This is a genomic window from Pseudomonas sp. Sample_11, assembly GCF_004307505.1.
Lineage (GTDB): Bacteria > Pseudomonadota > Gammaproteobacteria > Pseudomonadales > Pseudomonadaceae > Aquipseudomonas > Aquipseudomonas atacamensis.
Genome location: NZ_RCOD01000047.1, coordinates 1 through 24,116 on the forward strand (window position 1 = coordinate 1; position 24,116 = coordinate 24,116).

12 protein-coding genes are annotated in these 24,116 nt (G+C 62.4%); 4 read left to right on the top strand and 8 right to left on the bottom strand.

Annotated features, from left to right (window positions below):
- The first annotated feature begins 1,015 nt into the window (after positions 1–1,015).
- From gspE to D8U60_RS11580, 4 genes are all read left to right on the top strand, one after another.
- Positions 1,016–2,422 (top strand): type II secretion system ATPase GspE, encoded by a 1,407-nt coding sequence (gene gspE / locus D8U60_RS11565; RefSeq protein WP_130900166.1) that lies wholly within the window; start codon positions 1,016–1,018, stop codon positions 2,420–2,422.
- A complete protein-coding gene (gene gspF / locus D8U60_RS11570; protein WP_041480124.1) occupies positions 2,422–3,633 on the top strand; it encodes a type II secretion system inner membrane protein GspF in 1,212 nt (403 codons plus the stop codon). Before gspE ends, gspF begins: the two co-directional genes overlap by 1 nt.
- Positions 3,634–4,069: 436 nt before the next feature.
- Positions 4,070–5,173, top strand: coding sequence for a substrate-binding domain-containing protein (locus tag D8U60_RS11575; protein WP_016774960.1), 1,104 nt, complete (start codon positions 4,070–4,072; stop codon positions 5,171–5,173).
- A gap of 175 nt (positions 5,174–5,348) precedes the next feature.
- On the top strand, positions 5,349–17,834 hold the full coding sequence (locus tag D8U60_RS11580) for a filamentous haemagglutinin family protein (protein WP_130900167.1): 12,486 nt from the start codon (positions 5,349–5,351) through the stop codon (positions 17,832–17,834).
- A gap of 56 nt (positions 17,835–17,890) precedes the next feature.
- On the opposite strand, the gene D8U60_RS11585 is transcribed toward D8U60_RS11580, so the two are convergent.
- From D8U60_RS11585 to D8U60_RS11620, 8 genes are all read right to left on the bottom strand, one after another.
- Positions 17,891–18,169 carry a type II toxin-antitoxin system RelE/ParE family toxin gene (locus D8U60_RS11585; protein ID WP_318277913.1) on the bottom strand — a complete coding sequence of 93 codons (279 nt, stop codon included), beginning with the start codon at positions 18,167–18,169 and terminating at the stop codon, positions 17,891–17,893.
- Entirely contained in the window at positions 18,150–18,344 is a 195-nt protein-coding gene (locus D8U60_RS11590; RefSeq protein WP_110645437.1) for a stability determinant, read from the bottom strand. The genes D8U60_RS11585 and D8U60_RS11590 overlap by 20 nt, the downstream gene beginning before the upstream one ends.
- A gap of 230 nt (positions 18,345–18,574) precedes the next feature.
- Positions 18,575–18,793 carry a hypothetical protein gene (locus D8U60_RS11595; protein WP_024013150.1) on the bottom strand — a complete coding sequence of 73 codons (219 nt, stop codon included), beginning with the start codon at positions 18,791–18,793 and terminating at the stop codon, positions 18,575–18,577.
- A 107-nt stretch (positions 18,794–18,900) separates the two neighbouring features.
- Positions 18,901–20,580: an MFS transporter gene (locus tag D8U60_RS11600; protein WP_122881677.1), complete on the bottom strand. Its 1,680-nt coding sequence runs from the start codon at positions 20,578–20,580 to the stop codon at positions 18,901–18,903.
- Between the two features lie 178 nt (positions 20,581–20,758).
- Positions 20,759–21,526 (bottom strand): phosphonate ABC transporter, permease protein PhnE, encoded by a 768-nt coding sequence (phnE, locus tag D8U60_RS11605; RefSeq protein ID WP_095180157.1) that lies wholly within the window; start codon positions 21,524–21,526, stop codon positions 20,759–20,761.
- Entirely contained in the window at positions 21,523–22,350 is an 828-nt protein-coding gene (locus D8U60_RS11610; RefSeq protein WP_024013147.1) for an ABC transporter permease, read from the bottom strand. Before D8U60_RS11610 ends, phnE begins: the two co-directional genes overlap by 4 nt.
- Entirely contained in the window at positions 22,344–23,141 is a 798-nt protein-coding gene (locus tag D8U60_RS11615) for an ATP-binding cassette domain-containing protein (protein ID WP_016774954.1), read from the bottom strand. The genes D8U60_RS11610 and D8U60_RS11615 overlap by 7 nt, the downstream gene beginning before the upstream one ends.
- Positions 23,138–24,001, bottom strand: coding sequence for a putative selenate ABC transporter substrate-binding protein (locus tag D8U60_RS11620; RefSeq protein WP_130900168.1), 864 nt, complete (start codon positions 23,999–24,001; stop codon positions 23,138–23,140). Before D8U60_RS11620 ends, D8U60_RS11615 begins: the two co-directional genes overlap by 4 nt.
- Positions 24,002–24,116 lie beyond the last annotated feature (115 nt).

A 24,116-nucleotide genomic window follows, 5' to 3' on the forward strand; every position in this document is an offset into this window, starting at 1 on the left:
TCTCAAGGTTTGGGTCTGCTGCGCAGCCCAACGGGGATAAATCCCCTCGCCACAGAGGTACCCATTGCCACTGAGGTTCCCATTGCCACAGGGCATCCCATTGCCACGGCATCGATCGAAGGGAGCACCCGGTTTTGACTGAGATGATGACTGTGGTGAGGGGATTTATCCCCGCTCGGCTGCGCAGCAGTCGTAAAACCGGTACACGCGATTTGCCTGTAGAAACCGGTTCTCAGGTTTTGGGTCTGCTTCGCAGCCCAACGGGGATAAATCCCCTCGCCACAGAGGTACCCATTGCCACAGGGGATCGCATTGCCACGGCATCGATTAAAGGGAGCACCCGGTTTTGACTGAGATGATGACTGTGGCGAGGGGATTTATCCCCGCTCGGCTGCGCAGCAGTCGTGAAACCGGTACACGCGATCTGCCTGGAGAAACCGGTTCTCAAGGTTTGGGTCTGCTTCGCAGCCCAACGGGGATAAATCCCCTCGCCACAAGGGATCTCATTGCCACAGAGGATCTCATTGCCACAGAGGATCTCATTGCCACTGAGGATCCTATTGCCACGGTCTCGATTGAAGGGAGCACCCGGTTTTGACTGAGATGATGACGGTGGTGAGGGAATTTATCCCCGCCCGGCTGCGCAGCAGTCGTAAAACCGGTACACGCGATTTGCCTGTAGAAACCGGTTCTCAGGTTTTGGGTCTGCTTCGCAGCCCAACGGGGATAAATCCCCTCGCCACAGAGGTACCCATTGCCACAGGGGATCGCATTGCCACGGCATCGATTAAAGGGAGCACCCGGTTTTGACTGAGATGATGACTGTGGCGAGGGGATTTATCCCCGCTCGGCTGCGCAGCAGTCGTGAAACCGGTACACGCGATCTGCCTGGAGAAACCGGTTCTCAAGGTTTGGGTCTGCTTCGCAGCCCAACGGGGATAAATCCCCTCGCCACAAGGGGGCTCATTGCCCCAGAGGATCGCATTGCTATGGCGAATTGCGGGGAGGATGGGCGATGAGTGCATTGCCTTACGCCTGGGCCAAGGCGCAGCGCATTCTTTTGCGCGATGGCGTGCTGACGGTGTGCCCATCGACACCCGGCTGGTCGATCAGCGAAGTGCGTCGGCAGTTCGGCGCGACGCAGGTCGAGCGGGTGCGCGATGACGAGCTCGACGGTTTGCTCGCCAGCGCTTACGCCGACACCGGCAGTGCGGCGGCGGTGGTCGGTGCTGCGGAAAACGAGGTCGATCTCGATCGGCTGATGCAGGACATGCCGGAGATCACCGACCTGCTCGACACCCAGGACGGCGCGCCGGTGATTCGCATGATCAACGCCTTGCTCACCCAGGCTGCGCGCGATGAGGCCAGCGACATTCATATCGAACCGTTCGAAACCCATTCGGTGGTGCGCTACCGCGTCGATGGCACCCTGCGCGATGTGGTCTCGCCGCGCAAGGCGTTGCACGGTGCGCTGGTGTCGCGGATCAAGATCATGGCCCAGCTCGACATCGCCGAAAAACGCTTGCCGCAGGACGGTCGTATCGCCTTGCGTGTAGCGGGGCGGCCGATCGATATTCGGGTGTCGACGGTGCCCACCGGCCACGGCGAACGTGTGGTGATGCGTCTGCTCGACAAACAGGCCGGGCGCTTGCATCTGGAAACCTTGGGCATGGATGCGCAGGTGCTGGCCAAACTCGATCACCTGATCCGCCAGCCCCACGGCATCGTCCTGGTCACCGGGCCGACCGGCAGCGGCAAGACCACCAGCCTCTACGCGGCGCTGGCGCGGCTGGATGCGAGCACCAGCAACATCCTTACCGTGGAAGATCCGGTGGAATACGACCTGCCGGGGATCAGCCAGATTCAGGTCAACGCCAAGATCGACATGACCTTTGCCCTCGCGCTGCGGGCGATTCTGCGGCAGGACCCGGACATCATCATGATCGGCGAGATCCGCGATCTCGAGACCGCGCAAATCGCCGTGCAGGCCTCGCTCACCGGGCACTTGGTGCTGGCGACGCTGCACACCAACGACGCGGTGTCGGCAGTCAATCGCCTGATCGATATGGGCGTTGAGCCGTTCTTGCTCGCGTCATCCATGCTCGGCGTCCTCGCGCAACGTCTGGTGCGGCGCCTGTGCAATCAGTGCAAACAGGAAGATCCGGCTACGACCGGCACCTGGCGTCCGGTCGGCTGCGCAGCGTGCAATCACACCGGTTACAGCGGCCGCACCGGCATCCACGAATTGTTCTGCATCGACGACGACATCCGCACGCTGATTCACCAAGGGGCAGGGGAGCAGGCCCTGCGCGCGGCGGCGTCGAAAGCGGGGATGTTCAGCCTGCGTGAGGACGGTGAGCGCTGGATTCGCAGCGGTGCCACCGCGCCGGAAGAAATCCTTCGCGTGACACGGGACGCCTGATGAATCGCTATCGCTTTGAAGCGGCGGATGCCACCGGGAAAATCGAGTCCGGGCACCTTGAGGCGGACAGCCAGAGCGCAGCGTTCAGTGCCTTGCGCGGGCGTGGCCTGACAGCGCTGTCGGTGCACGAGGAAAGTAACGTCGCCCGACACGGTGGCGGCGGTTTGTTCAGCGCCAGACTCTCCGACAACGACCTCGCCTGGGCCACGCGGCAACTGGCGAGCCTGCTCGGTGCCAGCCTGCCATTGGAAGCAGCGCTGAGCGCGACGGTCGAGCAGGCCGAAAAAAAGCACATCGCCCAGACCCTCAGCGCCGTGCGCGCCGATGTGCGCAGCGGCATGCGTCTGGCGGAATCGCTGGCGTCGCGGCCACGGGACTTTCCCGAGATTTACCGCGCGCTGATTGCCGCTGGCGAAGAGTCCGGCGATCTGGCGCAGGTGATGGAACGGCTGGCCGATTACATCGAGGAACGCAACAACCTGCGCGGCAAGATTCTCACCGCGTTCATCTATCCGGGCGTGGTCGGGTTGGTGTCGATCGGCATTGTGATTTTCCTGCTCAGCTACGTGGTGCCGCAGGTGGTCAGCGCGTTTTCTCAGGCGCGGCAGGATTTGCCGGGGTTGACGCTGGCGATGCTTACCGCCAGTGATTTCATTCGCGCGTGGGGTTGGTTGTGTGCGGCGCTGATGGCCGGGGCGTTCTGGAGTTGGCGGCTGTATTTGCGTAATCCGGCGGCGCGGTTGAGCTGGCATCACCGGGTGCTGAAATTGCCGCTGTTCGGACGTTTCATTCTCGGTTTGAACACCGCGCGCTTCGCGTCCACGCTGGCGATCCTCGGCGGCGCCGGCGTGCCGTTGTTGCGTGCACTGGAAGCAGCGCGGCAGACCTTGTCCAACGACCGCTTGAGCCTGAGCGTCAGCGAGGCCACGGCGAAAGTGCGCGAGGGGGTCAACCTCGCCGCCGCGCTGCGGGTGGAGAATGTGTTTCCGCCGGTGCTGATTCACCTGATCGCCAGCGGCGAGAAAACCGGCTCGCTGCCGCCGATGCTCGAGCGCGCGGCGCAGACGCTTTCCCGGGACATTGAACGACGGGCGATGGGCATGACCGCGTTGCTCGAGCCGCTGATGATTGTGGTGATGGGCGGGGTGGTGCTGGTGATTGTGATGGCGGTGTTGTTGCCGATTATTGAGATCAACCAGTTGGTGCAGTAGCCGCTTTTGATGTTGGCCGGGCTGGCCTCTTCGCGAGCAGGCTCGCTCCCACAGAGGAACGCATTTCAACTGTGGGAGCGAGCCTGCTCGCGAAGCGCCAGTCCCGACAACACAAAACTCAAATATTTTGCACCGGCCTGACCCTCACCCGAGTCCTGATCCCATCATCCTCGGGTTCTCCATTCTGTCATCTGCAACCACCCGCCAACGGCTCCAGCCCGATTCAGCCAAACCCCTGATCCAGACGGGCCGCAACCCACCGCAAACACCCGAGAAATCCCCCCAAAAATCCCCCCGCAGCTCCCGAGGTTTTTTCCTTTATCTGTCACCGGAAGCTGCGAATTTCTTCCTGCGGCTCCACTGCGGTGGACCCTCCCGGTGTCATGCAAGCCTTCCGAAACCTGTGTTCCAAACCAAGTTGAAAAGGAGATTCTTCATGTTCAAGCGCACTCTGATCGCCGCCTCACTGACCGTCGCCGCTCTGGCTTCTGCCCAGGCCATGGCCGTAACCGGTGGTGGTGCTTCCCTGCCTGCCGCGCTGTACAAAGGTTCTGCCAACAGCATCCTGCCAGCCAACTTCAGCTACGCCGTGACCGGTAGCGGCGTCGGCAAAAGCGCTTTCCTGACCAACAACGCTGCCCAGTTCAGCACCACCGGCACCGTGCATTTCGCCGCTAGCGACTCGATCCTCAGCGCTGCGGAACTCAGCACCTACACCAGCAACTTCGGTGCTTCGTACGGCCCGTTGATCCAGCTGCCATCGGTGGCCACTTCGGTTGCCATTCCGTACAAAAAATCCGGTCAGACCGCGCTTAACCTGACCAGCGCTCAACTGTGCGATGCGCTGTCGGGCACCAAGACTACCTGGGGCGCGCTGTTGGGTACCGCCGACACCACCGCAATCCGCGTGGTTTATCGCAGCACTTCGAGCGGCACCACCGAAATCCTCAGCCGTCACCTGAACTCGATCTGCCCGACCAAATTCGCCGTCAACTCCACCTTCACCAACGCTCGTCTGCCGGCCGGTTCCGCGCTGCCATCGACTTGGGTCGGCGTAGCCAACACCGCTGATGTGGCCACTGCGGTGAATGCCGTGGACGGTTCGATCGGCTATGTGGGTCCGGACGGCGTGAACGCCACCAGCAACGCTGTGGTTGCCCGCGTCAATGGCGTCCAGCCAACCAACGCTAACGTGACGCTGGCGCTGAGCACTGCACCGGTGCCAAGCGCACCTGCCAACCCGGCTGGCTGGGCCCCGGTCGTGCCTAACCCGGCAAGCGGTTACCCGATTGTGGCTTACACCAACTTCATCTTCGGCCAGTGCTACAAAGATGCAGCCGTGGCCACCGCCGTGCGCAACTTCCTGACCACCCACTACAGCAACCCGGGCAACAACGTCGCCACCGTCGCCCACAGCTTCACGCCGGTTCCCAACAACTGGAAAACCGCTGTGACCGCCAACTTCATCACCAACACCTCGGGCAATAACCTGGACATCAACAACGCCAACGCCTGCAACGGCATTGGTCGTCCTTTGTAAGCCTTGTCTCAACTGCAATGAAACGGCAGCAGCCTTCGGGCTGCTGTTTTTTTTTTGCCGATTTACTCCTTGATCATGAAGTTTGTGTGACATCCGTTCGGTCGTGAGGCTCGCCAACTGCCTATGTCGTAACAGCAGGGCTGATCCGACCTGCCACCCAAAAGGACCTGTAGTGATGCTTGCTCGCACCTCCCGTCACAGTAACCGTATCCGGCCGATCAAACGTGGCGCGGGCGATCCCGCACAGTGGCTGCTCAAGCCATTGGCGCAAGCCGTCGCCTTGTGTCTGGTGGCGGGCAGTGCCGAGGCGGCGACAGCGTTCAGTTCCACCTGGTTTGCCGCGAAGGGCGCAGCGCAGCAGACTTCGGCGTCGCGTCCGGGTGGGAGCGGTCTGCCGGGGATGACCCCACCGCTGGCACAGCAGCAACGGGCCAGCCAGCAGTTGCAGCGCTCTTTGCAGACACTCAATAACACCGTGGCAGCGATTGCCGCTCAGCAGGCCGCACAAGCCGCTGGACGTGCCGCCGCGTTGGGCAGTGTGCAAGTGGTTCCGGACGGATTGGGCGAGGGCGGCCTGAAGATCGATAACAGCCTGAGCCAGGGCTGGATGAACGCCAAAGGCCCGCAACAAACCCAGGCCGACGGCAAGACCACGGTGAAGATCGAGCAGACCGCCGACAAGGCGATTCTCAATTGGGAAACGTTCAACGTCGGCCGCAATACCACAGTGGAATTTGCCCAGCAGGCCAACTGGGCGGTGCTCAATCGCGTCAACGATCCGAGCGCACGGGCCAGCCAGATTCAGGGGCAGATCAAAGCGGACGGCACGGTGATGCTGATCAACCGCAACGGCATCGTCTTCAGCGGTGGCAGCCAGGTCAATGTGCGAAATCTGGTAGCGGCAGCCGCGAACATGACCGATGCACAATTTCGCGATCGGGGTCTGTATTTCGACAGCACCGGCAGTCAGCCAACCTTCACCGACGCTGCTGGCAAAGTCCTGGTGGAGCGTGGCGCAGCCATACAAACGCATCAACCTGCGCTCTCCACAGACGCAGGCGGCTATACCTTGCTGCTCGGCCAGGACGTGCAGAACGACGGCTCGATCAGTACGGCCAAAGGTCAGACGGTGCTGGGTGCGGGGGACCGTTTCCATATCCGCAAGGGCTCGGGCACCGACGGCAATGGCTATTCAACCACCTTCGGCAGTGAGGTCATTCCCGGTTTCAAGGCTGACAGCTCGGGCAAGGTCAGCAACACCGGCCTGATCCAGGCATCCACCGGCGACATCACCCTGACTGGCCGCGACGTTGTGCAAAACGGTGTGCTGCTGGCGAGCACTTCGGTGGCGACGCGCGGCACCGTGCATTTGCTCAATCCGGCCAGCGATGCCCAGGGTCGTGTGACCCTGGGCGAAAATGGCGTCAGTGCGATTCTGCTCGACAGCAGTGATCTCACCGCCCTGGACAGCCAGCGCGAGGCCGCGCTGACCGGCGTCAATGCCAACAACCGGATCCGCAGCGATCAGTCACGCATCGACATCGGCAGCGGCGGCACCGTCGAATTCAAAAGCGGCTCGATCACCCTTGCCACCGGTGGGCAGGTGGCAGTTGCCGCCGGGCGACGCAGTCTGTTGCGCGAGGGGGCGGTGATCGACGTGTCCGGCGCCCTCGGCGTCAAAGTGGCGATGGCAAACAACAACATCAAGATCAACGTCCAGGGCAACGAGCAGCGTGATGCGCCGGTCAATCGCGAGAACGGCGCGCTCAACAGTAACGACATCTGGGTCGATGTCCGTGAGCTGGTATTCGTGCCGGCGGGCACCAACGGTTACGCCACCGACCGCTGGTACACCGCCGGTGGGTTGTTGGAGGTCGGCGGATACCTCGGCACTCAGGGCCATGGCGTTGGTGAATGGATGGCGCAGGGCGGTGAGGTGCGGTTTTCCGGAAAGGACGTGATCAGCGAAAAAGGTTCGCTGATCAATGTGTCCGGCGGCACGCTTGATGTGCAGGGCGGCGAGATTCGCCAGAGCTGGCTGCGCGGTGCGGACGGGCGGTTATACGAAGTGTCGCGTGCGCCGGGCGATATTCTCTACAACGGTCTTTACAAAGGTTACGAAAGTCACAGCGAGCGCTGGGGCCAGACGGATTATTTCTATAGCCCGTTGATCGCGCCGACGCGTCGTCAGGAAGCGGGTTACACCGTTGGCCGGGATGCCGGCCAGTTGGTGATCGCAACGGGCAACGCCGTGCTGGAAGGCCAACTGTTGGGTGAGGTGTTTCAGGGCGAACGGCAAATCCAGGCACCGCGGGCAAGTCTGGACGGCTATGCCCAGACCCAGACCGCCCGGGCGCGGCGAGGGCAGTTGGTGGTTGGCAGTTACGATGCTGCTTATGTCGCTGCCAGTGCCGGCCTGCTCTATCAACTCGACCCGTTGCTCGATCAGGTGCAAGTGGGGGGCGCGCATGCCAGCGTAGCGAACGCAGGGCTGACTGATGCGGTCGCGGCAGAACGCGCAGGCAAACTGTTCCTCGATGCCGGGCTGCTCAATGGTTTCGCGCTGGGCGCGCTGAAGATCTCGGCGAAAAACACGATTGAAGTCAATGAAGGCGTGACGGTGGATCACGGTGGCAACATCACCCTGTTCAGCCCTGACGTGCAGGTCAATGCCGATCTGATTGCGCAAGGCGGCAGCCTGCAATTGGGCAACGTTTTGAACCAGCTCGCCACCGATCGGCGTGATGACACCAGTCTCCAGGTTTCAGCAGGCAAGCAAGCGCGGGTGACGGTTGCGCAGGGTGTGCAGCTGCAGACACGCGGTCTGTGGAGCAACCTGTCGAGTAACCCGGACGACGCGGGCGGCCTGGCGTACCTCAATGGCGGGACGGTGTCGATCCGCAGTACCGGCGACATTCTGCTGGCCAGTGGCAGTCTGGTCGATGTTTCGTCGGGCGGTGCGGTATTGGCCAACGGCAAGACGCGTGGCGGCAAGGGTGGCGACGTGACGCTTGAATCCAGCGCCAACAGTGCGCCAGGCCTGTCGCGCATGGTGCTCGATGGCGAGGTGCAGGGCTATGGCGTGAACGGCGGCGGCACCTTGACCGTGCAGGCCAGCAAGGTGCGGATCGGCGCTTCCGGTGAAGTGTCCGAAGAACAGACCCTGCGCCTGACGCCGGAGCTGTTCCACACGGGGTTCAGCGCCTACAACATCATCGGTCTGAAGGGGCTGGAGGTCGCCGCGCAAAGCGCGATCGATGTGCAGATGCCGGTCTATCGATTTGGCGAATCCGCCTCGACCATTGTGTCCGGTATGTCGCCGCGCGCTGCGCTGGAGCTATGGACGCCCGCGTTATTCCAGGAAGACCCGCTCAAGGGCGTCTTGACGCAAAGGGCCGGCGCTTCTGTCGCATTGCAGGCCGGCGCGACGCTTGCTGGCTTGATTGATCCCGCCAGCAGTCCGTTGTCGATTGGCGAAGGCTCACGGATCAGCGTCGATCCCGGCCAGCGCATCGGTTTGCGCGGGGCAGGCCAGATCACGCTTGATGGTGAACTCAACGCCTGGGGCGGTATTGTCGATATCCGTCAACAGCAGTTCGGCGCGATTGATGTGGCGACGTCCTTGCAAGAGGCCGATCCGACCCCGCACAACCGTTCGATCTGGATCGGTGAACATGCCTTGATCGATGTCGCCGGTCGGGCAGCGACCGCCGTCGATGCGCTGGGCCGCGTCTACGGCCTGGTTGGCAAGGGTGGCTCGATCATCGTCGGTGGCGAGATTGATGTGAAGAAAATCACGGCGACCGCTGCCGATGCTTACGTCATCGTCCGCCAAGGTGCGCGACTGGAAGCGTCCGGTGCGCAAGCCGTGCTCGATAGCGGTGGGCAAGGCCCCGCTCGTGTGGCCACCGATGGCGGACGGATCACCCTGAGTTCCTACAATGGTCTGTTCATCGAGGGCAGTCTGCAGGCCAATGCTGGCGGTGCAGGTGCGGCGGGCGGGCGTCTGGAGATCGCTCTTGATACACCGGCGTACGGTCCCGCGAACTTGAGCAATGCGGTGCGCGTGCCACGTGAAATGATCATTGGCCAAGGGTCCGCGCCGGCACTGCCGCAGCCGCTGCGAGCGGGTGAGGCTTCGCCACTTTTACGCTACGGGCGTACACGCTTGAGTGCCGATCAGCTGATGAGCGGTGGCTTCGACAGCGTGAGTCTGCTGAGCAACGGTCTGATGACGTTCGACGGCGATGTCGACCTGCACATGGGACAGGGCCTGAGCCTGTTCGCCGGTTCTCTTTCATTGGCCGAGTCGGCGAGTGACAGCGCCCGGGTCAACCTCAGCGCACCTTACCTGCGCCTGTCAGGGCTGGGCACCTATTTGAGCTCGGAAGTCAAAGTGCGTCCGCGAGTGATGAGCAATCCGACAGCGCAGTTGTCCGGCGCGCAATTCACCGCCAGCGCGGACCTGCTGGACGTGGGCAACTCGCTTTCATTCGGCACCGAAGGGACTCTCGTGCAATCGGCCGCACCGGCGCTGGCGGTCAGCCGCCGTGGCTTTGGTCTGGTCACGCTCGACAGCCAGGGCGACCTGCGCTTCCTCGCGCCAACCGATGAACAGCAGCGCAGCCGTCTGTGGACTGCGGGTGACATGCACATGCGGGCTGCGCAGATCTACCCGGCCAGTGGCGTCTCGGCTGAGGTGCGAGTGGGCTATCAAAGTATGGCCGGATCGGTGCCGAAGCATACGTTGCGTATCGGCAATCACGGGGCGGCGCCGACCGCTTTGCCTTACTCGGTGTTCGGCAGCCTGACACTCAGTGCGGGACAGATCGAGCAGGGCGGCGTCATTCGTGCGCCTTTGGGGCTGATATCCCTGGGTGATGACGTCATTGTCAAAACCCGTGAACTTCATCTTCTGCCGGGCAGCGTGACTTCAGTCAGCGCCGCCGGACTGGTCATGCCCTATGGAGGAACCACCGACGGTATCGACTATCGGTACAACGGTAAGTCGGTGATGTTGAATGGCATTGCCGGAGCGACCTCCGGGGTCATCCTTGATGCGCAGTACACCAATGTGCAGACCGGGGCGGTGATCGACCTTTCGGGCGGCGGCGATTTGCGCGGTGCCGGTTTTGTCTCCGGACGAGGTGGCTCCACCGATGCGCGTTTCAATCCGCTGGTACGCAATGCCACCGATGGCACCTTCAGTTTGCCGGGGCTGGCCAATAACCCCGTGTATGCAATCGTGGCCGGTGACCAGGGCCGCTATGCGCCGATGCTGGCCGAGGCCGGCGCGGTCGACCCGCGTATCGGCCAGCAGATCACCCTCGGGACCGGCGTTGCCGGACTGGCACCCGGCACCTACACCTTGTTGCCATCGACCTTTGCCTTGTTACCGGGCGCCTTGCGGGTCGAAATCAATGGTCAAGCGATTGCGGGGCCGATGGACAGTGCGTTGAAGTTGCGCAATGGCTCGTGGACCACGGCCGGACAGCTGTCGATTGCCAACACCGGTATCCGTGACAGTTTGCCCAGCCAGGTCATCGTGACGTCTGCCGATGTGCTGCGGCGCTATTCACAGTACAACGAAACCGGGTTCAGCCAATTCGTGCTCAACGATGCTGCCCGCCGCGGTCTGCCGCGCGCCCGCACACCGCTGGACGGCAACACGCTGCACCTGCGCATGGTCAGTGGCGGCGAGCACGACTCAGCCCTGGATTTCAACGGGCAGGTGCTGTTCAAACCTGCCAGCGGCGGGGTTATTGGTACGGCGGTCGTTCAGGGCGGTTATACCGGCGCAGAGTTTGAAATTCTCGGTGCCGGGCATACGCGAACGCCAGGGTTCGACGGTGTATCGCTGTACGCCGACACCCTCAACCGCTTGAATGCCGGACGTTTGACCATCGGTGGCACCCCAACCGTGTATTACGGTTCGGAGGGCGGCTCGATCAAGGTGATCGGCAATACCTCGGCGATTCGTCTGCGCGAGGGCGCGATCCTCTCGGCGCCAGAGGTCGTGTTGAGCAGTAACAGCGCCAATGGCGGCATCACCATCGATGCGGGAGCGGGCGTCAATACCTTGGGGCGAGGTAACGTCCCGTATGATGCCGCAGCCGGTTTCGTCTACGAACCGGGGCGCTCCAGCCTGCTGGTGGTGTCCAACGGCTGGACGCCGGTGCTTGCGCCCACCGATGGCGGGGGCGGGAGCATTCGTATCGGCAACTGTCCGACGGCCGATTGCACCGCTGCGGCGTTGCTGTACTCCAACGGCAGCATCATCGCCGCCACTGACAAAGACTTCGAACTGGGCGAAAGCGTGCGCTTTGGCACTCGCCAACTCGGGCTTTCGGTCGGTGTGGTCAATGCCGGCAGTCCGCAAGCACTGGCCGCAGCCAGCGGCCGCACACCCGCGGGCCTGACGCTTAACCAGAACGTGCTGGATCGCCTGTTGCAGGGCGACACGCAATCTGGCGCCCCCGCGCTGGAAACCCTGAGTCTGGTGGCCCGCGATGCGTTCAACTTTTTCGGCAGCGTGACCCTCGACACCATTGATCCGCAGACCGGCCAGAGCCGTTTGCTGAATCTGGTGTTGGGTAGCCCGGCTATCTACGGCTCGGGCGCTGCCACCGATGTCGCGACGATCCGCACCCGCAATCTGATCTGGAACGGGGCGACTCAGGCCCCGGGTACGGTTGTCAACGACGGCGCCGGCAACGGGCACGGCACGCTGGATATTCAGGCGCAGCGGATCGAATTGGGTTATGGCCCGAACCCGCAGCCCAATGGCCTGGATCGCAATAACCGACTGGCCCTGGGGTTTGCCAACGTCAACTTCAACGCCAGCGAGCGCATCACCGCCAACCACAAGGGCAGTCTGGCGGTGTACGAATCCCAAGGAGCTTATGACGCGGTCAAGGGGTTCAGCTACAGCGGCGGCAATCTCAATCTGCGCACGCCATTGCTCACCGGCGAGGCCGCCTCGGTCAGTGAACTCAAGGCGGGCAACAACCTGACTCTGAGTGGTAGCGCCACAACGGCTGCCGCGGATGCCCTCGGTGCGCAACTGAGCCTGACGGCACGCAGTGTTGTGCTCGACAGTCGCATCGTCCTCGCCAGCGGCAAGCTGCTGGTCAATGCCGAGGATGATCTGCTGCTTGGCAGCGGCGCGCAGGTGGACATGGCGGGCCGGGTTCTGCCGTTCAATGATGTGCAGAAATACAGCTGGGGCGGCGACGTGTCGTTGCAGAGCAACAACGGCAATATTCGTCAGTTGGCGGGCTCGCGAATCGATCTGTCCGCCGTCAACAATCAGGCCGGGCAATTGAACGTTGTGGCCCTGGCCACTGACGCTGGACAGGTTGATCTGCAAGGGCAGATTGTCGGCAGCAGCAGTGGCTATTACGACGCGGGCGGTACGTGGGTGCCGTACAAGGCCGGTGGCGTGGACATTCGCGCCCAGCGCCTAGCGGGTGATTTGAGCCAGGCCTTTGCCAGCCTTAACCTGCGCTTGAATGCCGGCGGGGTAGTGGGCAGTCGAAGCTTCCAGTTCAAGCAGGGCGATCTGCGTATCGGTAACGAACTCAAAGCGGGCCAAGTCAATGTCTCGGTGGACAACGGCAACCTGACCGTGGACGGGGTGATCGATGCCAGTGGTGAACGGGTCGGCAGCATTCGCCTTGCCGGCAAAAACGGTTTGAACCTGACAGGCAACGCGCTGCTCGATGCCCATGGCCGCGTACTGCGCGTCGACAGCTACGGCAAAATCATCGACGCACCGAACCGCGCCATGGTTGAACTCAATTCAGGTGACGGCGTGCTGACGCTGGCCGCTGGTGCACGGATTGATCTGCGTCACGGCACCGATGCAGTGCCTGGAAACCAGGCGGGACAACGCGACGACGTGTTGCGTGGGACGCTGGAACTCAATGCACCGCGCCTGGGCGGCGGTGACATTGCGGTGGATGCCAGCGGTACGTTGAGTATTCAAGGTGCCCGCTCCATCGGGCTGAATGCCGTGCGAAGTTACAGTGATGCTGCCGATGGCACCGATCCGGCGGCCAGCGGTCGCCCGTATCAAGTGATCGATCAAGCCTACCTGGATCGCATTCACTCAGACAGCAGTGGCTTTATCGATGCGGCGCTGGGTAACAGTGACCTGCTACAGCGCAAACTGGCCGGCCTCAACAATGCGACCTATGCCGATGCGTTTCATCTGCGCCCGGGGGTGGAAATCGTCAGCAAAACCGCTGACGGCGATCTGGTGGTGCAGGGCGATCTCGACTTGTCCGGCTACCGTTACGCCAGCCTCAACCCGCACACTCGCCGGACCTCGGTGTATGGCAGCGGGGAAGCGGGCAGCCTGTTGATCCGTGCCGGTGGCAACCTCGATATCTACGGCAGCATCAACGACGGTTTCGCACCGCCGCCGGAAACCGTGGACGACGCTGGCTGGAAACTGTTGCCGGGGATACAGCCTTTCGGCGGTGACCTGATCGTACCGGGCAGTGGTGTCAGCCTTGCCGAAGGGACGCTCTTTCCGGTTGGCGCCACCTTGAATTACGACCTGCCGATTCAAGCCGCCACACTGGCTGCGGGCACGGTGTTGCCGGTTCAGAGCACTTTGGCAGCACCTTACGTGTTGCAGGGTGGAACGGTGCTGGCCGGTGATGTGCATGACGCGGCAGGTAACCTGATGTATGCCGCCGGTACGTTGCTCGACAACGCTGTGACCCTGCCGACCGGCAGTCGTTTGGGTGCAGGTATTCGCTTGAACAACGCCACCGCACTGCAGGCCCTGCTCTGGCCCCAAGGCGTGCCGCTGCCGGGTGCGGTTGATGCCGACAATAAAACGGTGGGTGTTGTGTTGAACGGAACGTTGGCGCTGTTGCGGGGTTCGCTGATCCCCTCCATGACCAACGTGAAGCTCGCCGATGGCACGGTATTGCTCGACCTGCGTCCTGCCAATGGAAACCAGCAAGGTCGAAACTGGGCGATCGCCAGCATGCTGCCGGCGGGCAGTGCGTCGTGGTCGATGCGCATGGTGGCAGGGGCCGATCTGACCGCGGCCGACAGCCGTAGCGTGAAACCTCAGGCCAGCGTCGGCAACTTGCAGATGGCCGACACTCACTATGGTGTGAGCATGATCGAGGTGGCCGGCAAACTGGTCTGGGCGGTAGATAACGAGTATGGCTTTACACCGTACGAACCGGTTCCCGAGGAATACCTTGTGCTCTGTGATATCGCTCCCGGTTCTTGCGCGCCCATGGCGCGCAGTGTGTGGGCGCCTGGCAACTGGATGGGCATGCCGGATTACACACCGATGAACGATGACGAATTGTTCTGGTGCTCTATTGACCCGGCACTGTGCATTGAAAACAATCCGAGCAAGAGCGCCCAGGCCCACACGCAGATGTTCAGCGTTTTGCGTACTGGCACCGGCGACCTGGATTTGATGGCGGCCGGTAACCTGAGCATGGCTTCACCTTTCGGCGTCTACACCGCCGGCACCCAATCGGCAGACGTCGACGCGCGTTATAGCCAGCCCCGCGGAAGGCTGTCGGCTGATGGCTCGGTATTGGGCAGCGCTGGCAGCGATTACGAAAAATGGGTCGATGGCGGCAGTGCCAGCCTCTATCAGGCCTGGTATCCGCAGATGGGCGGTAACCTGACGATCAATGCCGGCGGGTCTGTGTCGGGTGACGTGCTTGGCCGTCGCTCGGTCTCTACGGGCGATGGTACGCGGGAGCAGGTGCCGAGTGTGGCGGTGGGCAATTGGCTCTGGCGCCAGGGCACCGGCAACAACGATGTACCGACTGCCTGGTGGATCAATTTCGGCAGCTACGCTGCGCAGCCATTGCCAGCGCTGGGCGAGGAAACCAGACCTTATCTGGTGGGCTTTACCGGGTTCGGTACGCTGGGCGGCGGCAACATCAGTCTGAGCGCCGGCGGGGATGCTGGCATGCTCAAGGCCATGGGCGACGACAGGTATGCGTCGTACCCTCGCAGTCAGGGGTTGGTCGTGGCTATCGGCAGTACGGGCCGCGTGGACAGTGACGGGAACCTGCAACTGACCGGTGGCGGAGACCTGGATATTCGTCTGGGCGGTGTCCTTAATCCGTCTCTGCAGGCACGTGCCGGCCTGGCGGGTACCGGCACGCCGACGCACGATTTGCAGGGCGCGCTCATCAACCTGCGCGGTGCGGCGCAACTGACGGGCGCCGCGTTGGGCGGTATTAATCTGCAGTACGGCGCCTCGGCGCTGTTTCATGACCCACGGGAAACGCGCGCCTTCGACCCGTTCAACTCGACGGCCAGTAATGCCAGTGGTGGGCTGGTGCTGATTCCCGGTGACTCCGGCATGCGCCTCAACACCCGCGGCGATCTGGTGTCGGGTGGCGCCGCCGATCCGGGCCGCGTGAGGCTGCAGAACTCCACACCGTTTACCACGGCGGATGGCATTTACCACGCCGGTGGCGGTTTGAGTGGTTTCTCGCTGTGGACCGATCACACGGCCATCGATTTGTTCTCGGCCGGCGGCAACCTGACGCCCAGCACCCAGTTGATGGAAACCACCGGGCAGGACCCCGTCGCCGGGCTTAACGGGTCACCGACCGATGACCGCTTCGTCTTTCCTTCGATATTGCGTGCCGTGGCCGGCCAGGGCTCGATTTATGCGGGACCATCAGCGGCCTACGGCATAGGCAACCCGGCGCCGGCTCTGGCCTGGTCATTGCTGTTGGCACCTTCCAGCGCGGGGCAGCTTGAACTGATCGCTGGGGATTCGATCTATGCCGGCGGCTACGCCATCAACCAGTCAGGGGCCAGCCCAGCGGCGCTCGCCACACCGTTTGCACCCGCGTTCAATGGCTACGGCAACAACCAGTCCGCTCGGCCGATCACGACCAACGCCGGCAGCGATGGTGTGCTGGCGCAAACCAATTCGCGCTATCCACTGTTTGCCTTTGGTCCCGATAGCTACTCGGGGTTGAGCAGTGTTCAGGGGCCGGCGCGCTTCTATGCACTGACCGGTGACCTGGTAGGAATTCGCACGGGCGAAACGCTGGCGTTCGCGACCACGAAGCGCACCTGGTATGAATCGGCAGGCCCGGTGTGGATGGTGGCGGGGCGTGACATCGTGGCGTCCGGTACCAATTTGGGGCAACCCACGTTTGCGCCCGTTGGGGGCATGAGTCGCAATAACGAACAGATCGCGTCTACCGGCAATCTGTTCGTGCATAACGATGCGCGCGACATTTCGCGGGTTTCGGCCGGGCGAGACATTCTCTACAGCAGCTTCGACATTGCCGGCCCGGGTGTTCTGGACGTCAATGCCGGGCGCAATATCCTGATGGAAGATCGCGCCAGCATCACCAGCCTCGGCCCTGTCGTGGCAGGTGATCAGCGCCCCGGTGCGAGCATCGTGATGCAAGCGGGTGCGGGCGCGCAGGGGCCGGATTACTCACGGTTCATTGCGCGTTATCTGAACCCGCAAAACGTAGCGGATTCAGCGGTGGCCCTCAGCGCGCAGCCGGGCAAAGTGGTCAAGACCTACGTCGAAGAACTGCAGAGCTGGCTGAGCCTGGGTTATGGCTTCAAGGGTAGCGACGAACAGGCGCAAGCGTTCTTCGCCGCACTGCCGAGTACCGAACAGGCGATCTTCGCCCGCCAGGTGTACTTCGCCGAATTGCGTGCCGGTGGCCTGGAATACACCGATGCCAGTGGTCCGCGCACTGGCAGTTACCTGCGCGGTCGCAACGCCATTGCGGCACTGTTCCCGACCACTGATGTCGCCGGCAATCCGATCCGTTACGACGGCGATATCACGATGTACGGTGGCGCCGGGGTCAAGACGCTGTTTGGCGGCGATATCCAGATGCTCACACCGGGCGGTGGCCAGGTGTTCGGCATCGAAGGCGCGGCGCCGCCGTCGACGGCGGGGATCATCACCCAGGGTTCGGGCGACATCCAGCTGTACTCGCAAGGCAGCATTCTGCTCGGCCAGAGCCGGATCATGACTACGTTCGGCGGCTCGATTCTCGGCTGGTCCGCCGAGGGCGACATCAACGCCGGTCGCGGTTCGAAAACCACCGTGGTCTACACACCGCCAAAACGTGTCTACGACAACTGGGGCAACGTCACGCTGTCGCCATCGGTGCCGAGTACCGGCGCCGGTATCGCCACGCTCAACCCGATCGCCGAAGTGGCACCGGGCAACATCGACCTGATCGCGCCACTGGGCACCATCGATGCCGGCGAGGCGGGGATTCGCGTGTCAGGCAACGTCAACATCGCCGCGCTGACGGTGGTCAACGCCGCGAACATTTCGGTGCAGGGCAAAGCGACCGGCGTGCCGGTGGTGTCGGCGGTGAATACCGGCGCGATCACCTCGGCGAGCTCGGCAGCTTCATCCGCTACGCAAGCGGCGGAAGACGTCGCCCGGCAGCAACAGGCAGCGGCGCGGCAGAACCAGGCCTCGGTGTTCACCGTGCAGGTACTCAGCTTCGGCAACGAGCAACTGGCACCGTCGCGCGATGGCGCCAGTCGCACGCCGGCGACCGGTTACAACCCGGACAGCCCGGTGCAGGTGCTAGGCGCCGGGGCATTGGATGAACAGGCTAAGCAGCAGCTGACCGAGGAAGAGCGTGGGCAGCTGACGTTGTAAAAGACTCTCGTGCAGTACGTTTGGGCGGCCGGTTGGCCGCCTTTTTTTATGAGTGGTTATGGATATTTTTTACGGGCGTGCAACAAGGTCAGAATTTTGATGTGGTCTGTCACCCGATAGACCAGTAAATAATTCGAGTTAATGACCATTTCGCGAGTGCCCGGTATTCGGCCGGAGCGGAAACCATGCGGTATCCAGGAAAGCCTTCGCGCTGCGGCGCTGATCTTTTGGTGCAGTGCAACTGAAGCGACAGTGTTGCGTTGTTCTACGTAGTCGATGATGTCAGCCAGATCTCCAAGAGCCGGTTTACTCCAGCTAACCGGCAGCGCGTCGATTCTTGCGTCTCTCTTCCAGCATCTGACCTAGCAGCACCATTGCCTCATCGTGGGGGATAGGCGGACGTGGATCATCAAGTGCGGCTTGTACCTTGGCGCGATACCAAAGGTCGTATTCCGCAGCCTCTTCTTCGGTTTCGAAGTCTGAAACGATAAGTGAAAGTTCAGCGCTCATCATGACCTCCATGATCAATGTGAAGCAGTCTAAGGGGGATGTGGCTCGTTGTCGTCACTGGCGGGACGAGGGAAACATCATCCGCAAACAGACGATGCAAATCTGTCAGACGCTTCGCTTGTGATGCACGTGAAGTCGATCAGCTGTGTAGTTCAATTCTGTAGGAAATCAGCTTTTGGTCATCGGGCTGACAGCCGCCGCTCAAAGCCGCGGCCACAGCCACGCTGCACTCAGTTACCGTCTGCAACCTTACGCTCGATCTCATCGACTTTGCGCTGCAGCTCTTCAGCTTCCTGCTCTTTGACCCGAGTGGAAGACGGCGTGATGACTTTGTCTACGCCCTCGGTGGTGTTGTCGCGGTCTTGCAGATCGCGCTCGACCACGTTCACCGGTTTGCCGCTGGCATCGGTGGGTGGGGCGTTGGGAGTTTTGTCGTCGTTGGGGTTCATGGCGCTGGCCTCCTGTGGGTGTTCACATTGGAGACAGCGTGGCGGCAGACGTTCGAAATTTTTCAGGGCCACGGCCCTCTCCCGCAGGAGAGGGCGCTGCGGCTTTTTCAGTCTTTGAGAATGTCGCGATCCTTGGTTTCCGGCAGGAAGAACGTGCCGAGTATCGCCGTCGCCACTGCAATCACGATCGGGTACCAGAGCCCGTAGTAGATATCGCCGGTGGCCGCGACCATGGCGAACGCCACGGTCGGCAGGAAGCCGCCGAACCAGCCGTTGCCGATGTGGTAGGGCAGCGACATCGAGGTGTACCGGATGCGCGTCGGGAACAGCTCGACCAGCCACGCGGCGATCGGGCCGTAGACCATGGTCACGTAGATCACCAGCACGGTCAGCAGGAGCAGCATCATTGGGTAATTGATTTTCGCCGGGTCGGCTTTTTCCGGGTAACCGGCTTCCTTCAACGCCGCGCCGAGGTTGGCGGTGAAGGCGTCGTTGCGGGCCTTGAAGTCGGCGGCGGGGAGGGCGCTGCCTTCGAAACTCTCGATGACGCGATCACCGATGCGCACCTGCGCCACCGTGTTCGGTTCGGCGGCGACGTTCTCGTACGGGATCGCGCGTTTCGCCAGCAACGTTTTCGCCAGGTCACAGGAGCTGGTGAATCTGGCCTTGCCCACCGGATCGAACTGGAACGAGCACTGCTCGGGACTGGCGATGACCTTGACCGGATTTTTTTCCTGGGCGACGAACACGTCCGGATTGCCGTACTGGGTCAGCGCAGTAAAGATCGGGAAGTAAGTCAGCGCCGCGAGAATGCAGCCCGCCATGATGATCGGTTTGCGCCCGATGCGATCGGACAGGCTGCCGAAAATCACGAAGAACGGTGTGCCGATCAGTAGCGATCCGGCGATCAGCAGGTTGGCGGTCTGCGCGTCGATCTTCAGTGTTTGCAACAGGAAGAACAGCGCATAGAACTGCCCGGTGTACCAGACCACTGCTTGCCCGGCCGTGCCGCCCAGCAGCGACATGATCACCACTTTGAGGTTGTCCCAGCGTGCAAAGGATTCGGTCAGCGGCGCTTTCGAGGCCTTGCCTTCGTCCTTCATTTTCTGGAATACCGGCGACTCGCTCAGTTGCAGGCGAATGTACACCGACACGGCCAGCAGAATGATCGACAGCAGAAACGGAATCCGCCAGCCCCAAGCTTCGAACGCCTCGTTACCCAGCGCCGTGCGGCAGGCGAGAATCACCAGCAGCGACATGAACAGACCGAGGGTGGCGGTGGTTTGAATCCACGAAGTGAAAAAGCCACGGCGGTTGCGTGGTGCGTGCTCGGCCACGTAGGTCGCCGCGCCGCCGTACTCCCCGCCCAGCGCCAGGCCTTGCAGCAGACGCAGGGTGATCAGAATCACCGGGGCGGCGACGCCGATGGTCGCGTAGCCGGGCAGCAGACCGACGATTGCCGTCGACACGCCCATGATCACGATGGTGATCAGAAACGTGTGCTTGCGCCCGATCATGTCACCCAGACGCCCGAAGACGATGGCGCCGAACGGCCGCACCGCAAACCCGGCGGCGAAGGCCAGCAGGGCAAAGATGAACGCGGTGGTTTCGTTGACGCCGGCGAAGAAGTGCTTGGCGATGATCGCCGCCAGTGAGCCGTAGAGGTAAAAGTCGTACCACTCGAAAACCGTGCCCAGTGAGGAAGCGAAGATGACCTTGCGCTCCTCCTTGGTGATGCCGCCGCTGCGCGGTGGCGTGCCGGTGGATGCTGTGTCGATTGTGGCCATGGGTGTTCTCCGTCGTGCTTATTGTTGTAGGCCGGAGTCCCCCGTTACTGCCTGTCGCACTCTGGCCCGTTGGCATCTGCCGCCGTTGCTCTAGCGTGAAGCTTGCACAGTCTGACCGCCTCGCAGGGCTGCAAGGTTTCCTGAAGCATAATCAGCTTTTGCCAGATATCCACTCGGCCTACGCTTTGACCCAACGCTGCCGGCTCCAGGCGCTCAACCAATCGACCAGAAACACCAGCAACAGCATCGCCAGAATCACCGTACTGGCCTGGGCTTCCTGGAACAGACTCAAGCTGACATAGAGCATCTGGCCCAGGCCGCCGGCGCCGACGAAACCGAGCACGCTGGCCATGCGGATGTTGTTTTCCCAGCGATACAGGCAGTAGGCGAGCAGTTGCGGGGCGAGGTTAGGCAGGGTGCCGTAGCAGAACGCGAGGATCGGATTGCCGCCCTGTAAGCGGATCGCTTCGGCGGGTTGCGGCGGGGTGTTTTCCAGCGCTTCGGCGAACAGCCGACCGAGTACGCCGGTGGTGTGCAGAGCGAGGGCGAGGGTGCCGGCGTTCGGTCCGAGACCGGCGGCAAGCACCATCAGCGCCGCCCAGACCAGCTCTGGAATCGCCCGCAAGCCGTTGAGCAGCAGACGCGCCGCACTTTGCAGCGGCCAGCCGAAACGCCCGGCAGCGGGCAGCGCGAGAACGATGCCGAACAGTGCCGCAAGCAGGGTGCCGAGGGCCGACATGGCCAGGGTTTCCAGCGAACCGTGGGCGATGGCTTTCAGGTAACCGGCGCTCAAGTCGGGACTGAGAAAGCGCTGCACGTAACTGCCCATCTGCTTGAGGCTATTGGCGCTGCCGAGTTCGGCGAGATCCAGTTCCAGATAAGCGAAGGAAGCGAACACCGCAAATGCGATCACGACGATCAGCAGCAGGTTGATCAGGCGCCTCATGTCAGCCTCCAGCGCAGCAGGCGGCTGAGTTGATCAGCGCACAGCACCAGCAGCAGGAACGTCAGCAACATGCTGGCGACTTCACCGCCGGCGAACATGCGGATCGACAGGTCGATCTGTTGCCCCAGACCACCGGCACCAACAAAGCCCATCACCACCGAGGCACGGATCGCGCACTCCCAGCGGTAGACGGTGTAGGAGAGCAATTCGGCGGCGACATTCGGCAGCGTGCCGTAGGCAAACGCCGCCAGTCGACCGCTGCCGGCCTGCAACAATGCGTGCGCAGGGCGTTGGTCGGTGGATTCGAAAATTTCTGCGTAGACCTTGCCGAGCATGCCGCTGTAGGTGATGGCGATGGCCAGCACGCCCGCCGCCGGGCCGAGGCCGACCGCGCGCACAAACAACAGCGCCCAGACGATCTCCGGCACGCTGCGCAAAAAGATCAGCAAGCCGCGTACCGGCCAGCGCAGCAAGCGCCCGGGCAGGCTCGGCACGCCGCCCCGCGAAGCGGCAGAAAGCGACAGCGCGCGACTGGCGATCAGGCTTGCCGGCACTGCCAGCAGCAAGGCCAGGGCCATACCCGCTGTGGCAATCGCCAGGGTTTGCAGGGTGGCTTTGAGCAGCAGTTGCAGAAACGCCTGATCGTGCGCCGGTGGCCAGAATGCCGAAACAAAACGGCCCATTTCGTTCTGGCTATCGGCCTGAAACAACACGCCCAGGTCGAGTTCGCTGAGCTGAATGCCCGGCCACAGCAAAGCCAGCGCCAGCAGCGTCAGCAACAATCGCGGCCACGCCGCCGGGTCTCGGGAATCAGCTTTCAGCATCGCGGAATCTGCACAATCAAAGGCGCGACCGTTGGTGCAGGCGATTGCAGTTGTTCATTGGCGTACAGCGCATCGAGCTTGTCGCGGCTGACTTCAGCAGAAGGGCAATCGAAAAGAATCTGCCCGTCGCGCAAACCGATGATCCGTGGAAAGTGCGCCAGCGCCAGATCCACCGCGTGCAGGCTCGCCACCAGCGTGACGTTGTGCTCGCGGGCGTGACGCGAAAGGATCGACAGCGTATGGCCGGCAAGCACCGGGTCCATGGCCGAGACAGGTTCGTCGGCAAGCAATATTTCCGGCGCCTGATACAGCACTCGCGCAATGCCGACGCGCTGCAATTGCCCGCCGGACAACTGCTGGCAATGGGCGAACAGTTTGTCGCCCAGATCCAGTCGCGCCAACGCCGCGCGAGCGCCCGCCACATCCAGTGGATGCAGCAGGTTCAGCAGACTTTTGCCCAGACTCCACTGACCGAGCTTGCCGGCCAGCACCGCTGTGATCACCCGCTGACGCGGCGGAATCGGCGGCGCTTGATGCACCAGGCCGATGCGCGCACGCAGGCGCTGACGCTGGCGCGCCGACAAGTGCCAGGCGCGTTCGCCGAGTACTTCGATGTCGCCACTGCTGGGCTTGAGCGCGGTGGCCAGCAGATTGAGCAGGCTCGACTTGCCCGCGCCGGACGGGCCGATGATCGCTACCTGTTCGCCAGCGCCAATCTGCACGTCGATGTTACGAAGGGCATCGACGCCATTGGCATGGCGCAGGCTGCCCTGGGTGAGGCGTAGGGTCATTTCAGCAATTCGGCAGCGCGGGCGGCTTCCTCGATGCCCTTATAGTTTTCAGGCTTGGTCTCGATGAAACGACTGGCGGCCTGCAGATCGAGGATCTTCTTCTGCTCAGGATTGGCCGGGTCGAGGTCGAGGAAAGCTTTCTTGATCTTCGCGGCCAGCTTCGGATCAAGGGTGCCGCGCACGGTCCAGTTGTAATCGAAGTAGGTCGGGGTGGTGGCGAAGACTTTGACCTTGTTGGTGTCGACCTTGCCGGCGTCGACCAGTTTCTGCCAGACGCTGGCGTTCAACACACCGGCATCGACCTTGCCGGCCTGCACCCAGGCAACGGTGGCGTCATGCGCGCCGGAGTAGGCGACGCGGCTGAAATAGGCCTCAGGCTTGATGCCGTCGTTCTTCAGCATGAAGTAACGCGGCATCAGGCTACCGGAGGTGGACGACACCGAACCGAAGGCGAAGGTCTTGCCCTTCAGGTCGGCGAGGCTTTTCACGTTCGGGTCGGCGGTGATGAATTTGCTGGTGAACTGCGCGTCCTGCTCGCGCTGCACCAGCGGGATCACTGGCGTGGTGGCGTCGGTCTTCAAACGTGCCTGCACAAAAGTGAAACCGCCGAGCCAGGCCATGTCGAGGCGATCGGTGGCCAGCGCTTCAACCACGGCCGGGTAGTCGGCGACAGGCACAAACTGCACCTTCATGCCCAACTGCTGTTCAAGATAGGCGCCCAGCGGTTCGAACTTGCGCAGCAGCTCGGTCGGGGCTTCGTCGGGAATCGCGCTGACGCGCAACACATCAGCGGCTTGCGTCATCAGGGCAGAAAAGGACAGCGCCAGACCGGCGGTGAGGGCGAGGGTACGCTTGAACATAGAATTCTCCGTTTCGTAAGCGTCAACATTCGAAGGGCTGCCGGTAGTCAACGGCGCGCCACGTCAGGGTAGACGAAACGGCGAGGTTATACGCATTCGCGAGGAGATTGGCCAG